Below are 6648 nucleotides of genomic sequence, written 5' to 3' on the forward strand. Positions count from 1 at the left end.
ATGTTGATGATGGTGACGAGGTAAAAAAAAGCGGCTCTGTAGCAAGCGTTTATTCTACTGAGGAGGACGCTATCGCAAGAACAAAGGCGGCTTCCTTGGAAGACAGTATGCAGGCTCTTACAAAGCTTGAACAGACAAGACGCTCAAATACTGAGGGCATTGAAACTATCAATAATGACATTACAACTAATATTGAAACATTTCTTTATAACATCAATAATGCAAATACAGGCAAATTTGATTCTAATATAAATTCGCTTGTAAACTCGATTAATCATTATCAGGCTTTTACCGGTAAAACAGCCAGCTTTAAGTCTGAAATTGCTTCTTTGCAGGCACAAATCAATGACCTCAAAAATTCATCGGGCGACAGCATCGCAGAGCTCACTGCTCCAAAGGCAGGTTACTTTGTAGCAAATTGCGACGGTTATGAAAACAGCTATGACTATAAAAAGATAGGCAGTCTTACCCTTGATAATCTCAATAATATGAAAAAGTCTGCCGTATCTGATAAAACAATCGGCAAAGTAATCAGCAGTCTTGATTGGTACATTGCTTGTGAAATTACAAGTGACGAGGCAACTGACCTTACCTTGTGGGGCGATGATGTAACTATTGATTTTTCTGACGCATCTTCAAACACAGTTCCTGCATCAATCTACAAGGTTGTTCAGTATAACAATTCAGACAAGGCACTTGCAATTTTCCAATGTACCTATATGGATACCTCACTTTCAGAGATTCGCCAGGAACCTGTTGAAATTGGTATGGGCACATATTCAGGCCTTCGTGTAAGCAAAAAGGCAATTCACGATGATTATATTGAAAAGACAACATATGATGAAAACGGCAAGGAACATAAAGAAAACAAAAAAGTTCAGGGTGTTTATGTTCTTTACGGAAGCGAAGTTCAGTTCAAAGAAATTTCAATAGCCTATGCAGGCAATGACTTTGTTTTATGTGATCCGGAACCTGCTGACGGCACATTGTTCAGCGGAGAAACAATTTCGCTGTATGACCAGATTATTACGGAAGGGGACGACTTGTACGATGGAAAGGTTATTAAGTGATGTAGAGTATAACTACAAGCTAATCAACGAGAGAATTGCTGAGGCAGCTGAAAAATCAGGCAGAAAAAGAGAAGATATTACTTTTCTTGCAGCAACCAAGACTGTTGATGCAGATGTAATAAATTATGCAATTTCATTAGGTCTTGACCATATCGGCGAAAACAAGGTTCAGGAATTGCTTTCTAAGTACGAAAAATACGACCTTGAACACGCATCTTTGCAGTTTATCGGTCATTTGCAGACTAATAAGGTTAGACAGATTGTTGATAAGGTTGATTTAATTCAGTCTGTAGATTCTTTAAAGCTTGCTTCGGAGATTTCTAAGCAGTCTTTAAAAATCGGTAAAAAAACCGATGTTCTTGTTGAAGTCAACATTGGCAATGAAGAAAATAAGTCGGGTATTGACGCTTCTCAGCTTGAAGAATTATTGTGTCAGATAGCTCAATTAGAGGGAATTTCAGTCAAAGGACTTATGGCAATTCCGCCAATTTGTGATAATACACAGAAAATTTCAAAATATTTTGATAATATGCGTAATATCTTTATTGACATATCGTCAAAAAAATTAGATAATATAAGTATGACTATACTGTCAATGGGTATGTCTGCTGATTATTATGAGGCTATACTGAATGGTGCGACTATGGTAAGAGTAGGTTCATCACTTTTTGGTGCCAGAGATTACAGTAAATAATTCAAGGAGGAAATATATAATGGCAGGTTTTGTGGATAAATTCAAGCGTATGTGGGATGCTCCGGAGGATGAGTATCAGCAGGAGTATGACGAATATGGTTATGCTGACGAAAATGAAGAGGAAGAGGCTGAGGAACAGCAGCAGCCTGTAAGAGAGAGAAGCACAGCTCCTACCTCTAACAACAAGGTTGTTAATATTAATGCAAAGGCTAAAATTCAGGTTGGTATTTATAAACCTGAAAGATTTGGTGAGGAAACTCGTACAATCGCAGATGACCTTACAAAGTCACACACAGTTGTATTAAACCTTGAGGATACAAATAAGGATATGTCCAGAAGAATTCTTGACTTCCTCAGCGGTGTTGCTTATGCTAACGATGGCAAAATCAAGAAAGTTGCTTCTAATACATACATTATTATTCCAAATAATGTTGATCTTACCGGTGACGATTTACTTGATGAGTTAGAAAACAGCGGTGTCTACTTCTGATAACGATGAGCTTTTCAGCTCCAGAATAGAAGATTTGACTTCACTCTGTTATACTCGTCAGAAACCTGTTTTCTCTCAGTTTTTAAGCGAAGCAAAGCAGGCTCTTGCACAAAAGGTATTGCAGAGCATATATTTTGATAATTATATTTTTTTTGGTGGAAGTGAAAATTGCGAAAGAAAGATGCTCGGGGTGTTCTATAATGAACCCGAGCAGTCAGCCTTTCCTATATCTGCTATAGAATTCAAATACAGGGTGTGTGATAAGCTTACGCATCGTGATTTTCTCGGCACACTTATGTCACTTGGCATTGAGCGTGATACAGTTGGAGATATTCTTGTTGAAAACGGCAGAACTGTAGTTTTCGTAAAAAGTGAACTCAAAGATTATATAGAATCACAGATTTTTAAAATCGGTGGAGCAGGAGTAAAAATTGTCCCGCCAAACCTTGCAAATCTTCCGCAGGGCAGAGGTACAGAGGAAATGAGTCTTACGGTTTCATCTCTCAGATTTGACAATATTGTTGCTGCGGTAAGTGGACTTTCGAGAGATAAAACGGCAAAACTGATTTTATCGGGAGAAACTACCTTAAATTTTGTTGTAACTCAAAATGTGAGTTGCCAGGTTAAAGAGGGAGATACCTTTACAATAAGAGGTAAGGGCAAATTTAAGTTAGATAAAGTTTTGGGCGAAACTAAGAAAGGTCGCCACAAAATTTTAGTAATACATTTCAGATAGGAGTGCTTTAAATGATTACTATTGATGAAATTAAAAATGTTAGTTTCAGAAAAGCTGGCCGTCAGGGCTATATGGCTGAAGATGTTGACGCATTTATTGATGAAGTCATTGTAGCTTTTGAACAGTTGAAAAAAGAGAAAACTAACCTTGTACATAAAATCGATGTTCTTGCAACAAGAGTTGAGCAGTACAGAGCTGATGAAGAAACTGTAAGAAATGCTCTTCTTGCTTCACAAAAGGTTTCTGATGCTTGCATCAGAGAGGCTAAGGAAAAAGCTTCTAAGATTGTAAGAGAGGCTGAAACTAAGGCTCAGCAGCTTTTAGTTGATACAAACAGAATGACTGCTACAGAAAAGGAAAATTACCTTCTTCTTCAGTCAGACGCAGTTAAGCTTAAGAGCGAGCTTGTAGAGCTTTATAAAAAGCATCTTCAGATGATTAACGACCTTCCGACTGCTTCGGAGTTAGAGGCTGCAAGACAATTACTTAACGAAAAATATCCTACTGCTCCTGTAATTGAGGAAAAGCCACAGGATACAGTTAAGCCTGCTGAGCCGGCAGCAGTAGAAGTAAAAAAAACGGAAGAAAATGAAAACAATGCCGATGATAGCGTATCTGAAATTCTTTCTTCTTCAAAAGAAGATGCAGAGAATGATGAGAAAAAAGCACCTAAGTTTGGTCACCTTAAATTTGGTGACAACTACGATGTTTCTGCTGAATAATGGTATTTAGTAAAAACTAATATATGGAGAGTGTAACCAATGTCTCAGGATTATAATTCTACACTTAATCTTCCGAAAACCGACTTTCCTATGAGAGCAGGACTTCCTAAAAGCGAACCTGCTACATTAAAGTCTTGGGAAGATAACAAAGTTTATGAAAAGCTTATGGAGATTAACGAGGGCAAGCCTTTATTTGTTCTTCACGATGGCCCTCCATACGCAAACGGCGATATTCATCTTGGCCATGCTTTAAACAAAATTTTAAAGGACTTCATTGTTCGTTATAAAAATATGGCCGGCTTTAAAGCACCATATGTTCCGGGTTGGGATACTCATGGTCTTCCAACTGAGCTTAAAGCAAGAAAGAAAGCCGGTATCGGCAATTCAGCGGAAATTTCTATTGTTGAGCTTCGTAAAATGTGCGAAGAGTTCGTAACAGGCTATATCAATGATCAGCGTACACAGTTCAAAAGACTTGGTGTAATCGGTGAGTGGGATAACCCATATATCACTTTAAAACACGAGTTTGAGGCTGAGCAGATTAGAGTATTTGCTAAAATGGCAACAAAGGGCTACATTTACAAGGGTTTAAAGCCTGTTTACTGGTGTCCTGAGTGTAAAACTGCTCTTGCTGAAGCTGAAATTGAGTATGCAGAGGATCCATGCCACTCAATTTATGTAAAATTCCCTGTAACTGACGATAAGGGAGTTTTCTCAAACCTTGGCTTAGACCCTGCTAAGGTTAAGTTTGTTATTTGGACAACAACAACTTGGACATTGCCTGCCAATGTTGCAATTTGCGTAGGTCCAAGATATGAGTATTCTGTTATCAAAACCGGTGATGAATACCTTGTTATGGCTACAGAGCTTTACAAGTCAGCTTTTGAGGCTGCTGAAATTACAGATTATGAAGTAGTTGCTACTGTAAAGGGTAGTGAGCTTGAGTATATCAAGACAGCCCATCCGTTCCTTGACAGAGAGTCACTTGTAATTGTTGGTGACCATGTAACTCTTGAAAGCGGTACAGGCTGCGTTCATACTGCTCCGGGTCATGGTGTAGATGACTTTAATGTATGTCAGAACTACCCTGAAATTCCTACAATCTGCCCTGTTGATTCAAACGGTGTTCTTACCGAGGAAGCAGGTCCTTTTGCTGGTCTTAGCACTAATGAAGCAAATAAGAAAATTGCTGTATATCTTGATGAAAACGGATATCTCTTTGCATTAAAGAAGATTATCCACCAGTATCCACATTGTTGGAGATGTAAAACACCTATTCTTTTCAGAGCAACAGACCAGTGGTTCTGCTCTGTTGATGACTTCAAGGACAGGGCTTGCGAGGCTATTGACAGCGTTAAGTGGATTCCTGCATGGGGTCATGACAGAATTACAAATATGGTTAAGGAAAGAAAAGACTGGTGTATTTCTCGTCAGAGAAAATGGGGCGTTCCTATTCCTATTTTCTTCTGTAAAGAGTGTGGTGAGGCTCACATTGACAATGACGCAATGATGGCTGTTGCTGATTTGTTCGAGAAAGAGGGCTCAAACGCTTGGTATAATCATACTGCTGCTGAAATTTTACCTGAGGGTACAAAGTGTAAAAAGTGTGGCTGTACTGAATTTGAAAAAGAAAAAGATATTATGGATGTTTGGTTTGACAGTGGCTCTTCACATGCAGCTGTTGTCAGCAAGCGTGATAATCTCCAATTCCCTGCAGATCTTTACCTTGAGGGTAATGACCAGTACAGAGGTTGGTTCCAGTCATCACTTTTAACATCTGTAGCTACTGAGGGCGTTGCTCCGTATAAGGCAGTTCTTACCCATGGTATGATTCTTGATGAAGAAAAGAGAAAGATGAGTAAGTCACTCGGCAATGGTATCAGCCCACAGGATGTTACTGAAAAGTATGGTGCAGATGTACTCAGACTTTGGGTTTCATCTACTGACTACCAGTCTGATGTTCATATTTCAAATGAGATTTTGAAGCAGATTTCTGAGTCCTACAGAAAAATCAGAAACACAGCCCGTTATATTCTCGGTAATGTTTATGACTTTAACCCGGATACCGATGCTGTTCCTGTAGATGAGCTTATGCCTATGGACAAGTGGGCTATTGTAAAGCTTAATGAGCTTATCGCAAAGGTTAAGCAGGCTTACGATAACTACGAATTCCACCAGGTATATCACTCAATCAGAAACTTCTGCGTAATTGATATGTCTAACTTCTACCTTGATGTACTCAAGGACAGATTATATACCGAAAAGAAAGACAGTCACTCAAGAAAGGCTGCACAGACTACTATCTACATCATTCTTAATGCTATGACAAGAATGATCAGCCCTATTCTTGCATATACATCTGATGAAATCTGGAGATATATGCCACATTCATCAAATGAAAATGCTGAAAATGTTATTTTCAACGAAATGCCAACTCAGGTTGAAATTGAAACTGACGCTGATTTTATGCCATTCTGGGATGAAATTCATCAGCTTCGTGACGATGTTAAGAAGTCACTTGAAGTTTTGATTAAGGATAAGACAATCAAGAGCTCACTTGAGGCTAAGGTAGTGCTTAAAGCAAGCGGTGAAAAGCTTGAATTCCTTAAAAAGGCTGAGCCTGAGCTTGCTGCTGCATTCATTGTATCTGCTGTAGAAATTACAGAGAACAACGGTGAGCTTGAAATAGCTGTTGAAAAGGCAACAGGTGAGAAGTGCGAGCGTTGCTGGATTATCAGCGAAACTGTTGGTTGTGACAGTGAACACCCACACCTTTGCAAGCGTTGCAGTAATATCTTAAAATAATATTAAGTTAAATACTAAATCGGTGTAACATATTGCTGCACCGATTTAGCTTTATGGAGGTTTTTTATGCCTTTTATAGCCGTAATAATCGGAATACTTCTTGCTGTGGTAGATCAGATAATAAAGGTATT

The 6648-nt window shown here is 38.8% G+C and carries 6 protein-coding genes; all 6 read left to right on the top strand.

Annotated elements, in window-relative coordinates; genetic code table 11:
* Positions 1–1070 (top strand): HlyD family efflux transporter periplasmic adaptor subunit (locus tag ACJMMI_RS06445; RefSeq protein WP_405354384.1); only part of this gene is annotated, 1070 nt, incomplete at its 5' end.
* Entirely contained in the window at positions 1051–1764 is a 714-nt protein-coding gene (locus ACJMMI_RS06450; RefSeq protein ID WP_405354385.1) for a YggS family pyridoxal phosphate-dependent enzyme, read from the top strand. The genes ACJMMI_RS06445 and ACJMMI_RS06450, both read left to right, overlap by 20 nt.
* 19 nt (positions 1765–1783) lie before the next feature.
* Complete coding sequence (locus ACJMMI_RS06455) at positions 1784–2254, top strand: cell division protein SepF (protein WP_405354386.1); 471 nt, start codon at positions 1784–1786, stop codon at positions 2252–2254.
* Positions 2241–2990: an RNA-binding protein gene (locus ACJMMI_RS06460; RefSeq protein ID WP_405354387.1), complete on the top strand. Its 750-nt coding sequence runs from the start codon at positions 2241–2243 to the stop codon at positions 2988–2990. The genes ACJMMI_RS06455 and ACJMMI_RS06460 overlap by 14 nt, the downstream gene beginning before the upstream one ends.
* 11 nt (positions 2991–3001) lie before the next feature.
* Positions 3002–3712, top strand: a complete 711-nt coding sequence (locus ACJMMI_RS06465) for a DivIVA domain-containing protein (RefSeq protein ID WP_405354388.1) — start codon at positions 3002–3004, stop codon at positions 3710–3712.
* 39 nt (positions 3713–3751) lie between these two features.
* Positions 3752–6517 (top strand): isoleucine--tRNA ligase, encoded by a 2766-nt coding sequence (ileS, locus tag ACJMMI_RS06470; protein ID WP_405354389.1) that lies wholly within the window; start codon positions 3752–3754, stop codon positions 6515–6517.
* The last annotated feature ends 131 nt before the right edge of the window (positions 6518–6648 follow it).

Origin of the sequence: Ruminococcus sp. (genome assembly GCF_045129435.1) — a bacterium.
Taxonomy (GTDB): Bacteria; Bacillota; Clostridia; order Oscillospirales; family Acutalibacteraceae; genus Ruminococcoides.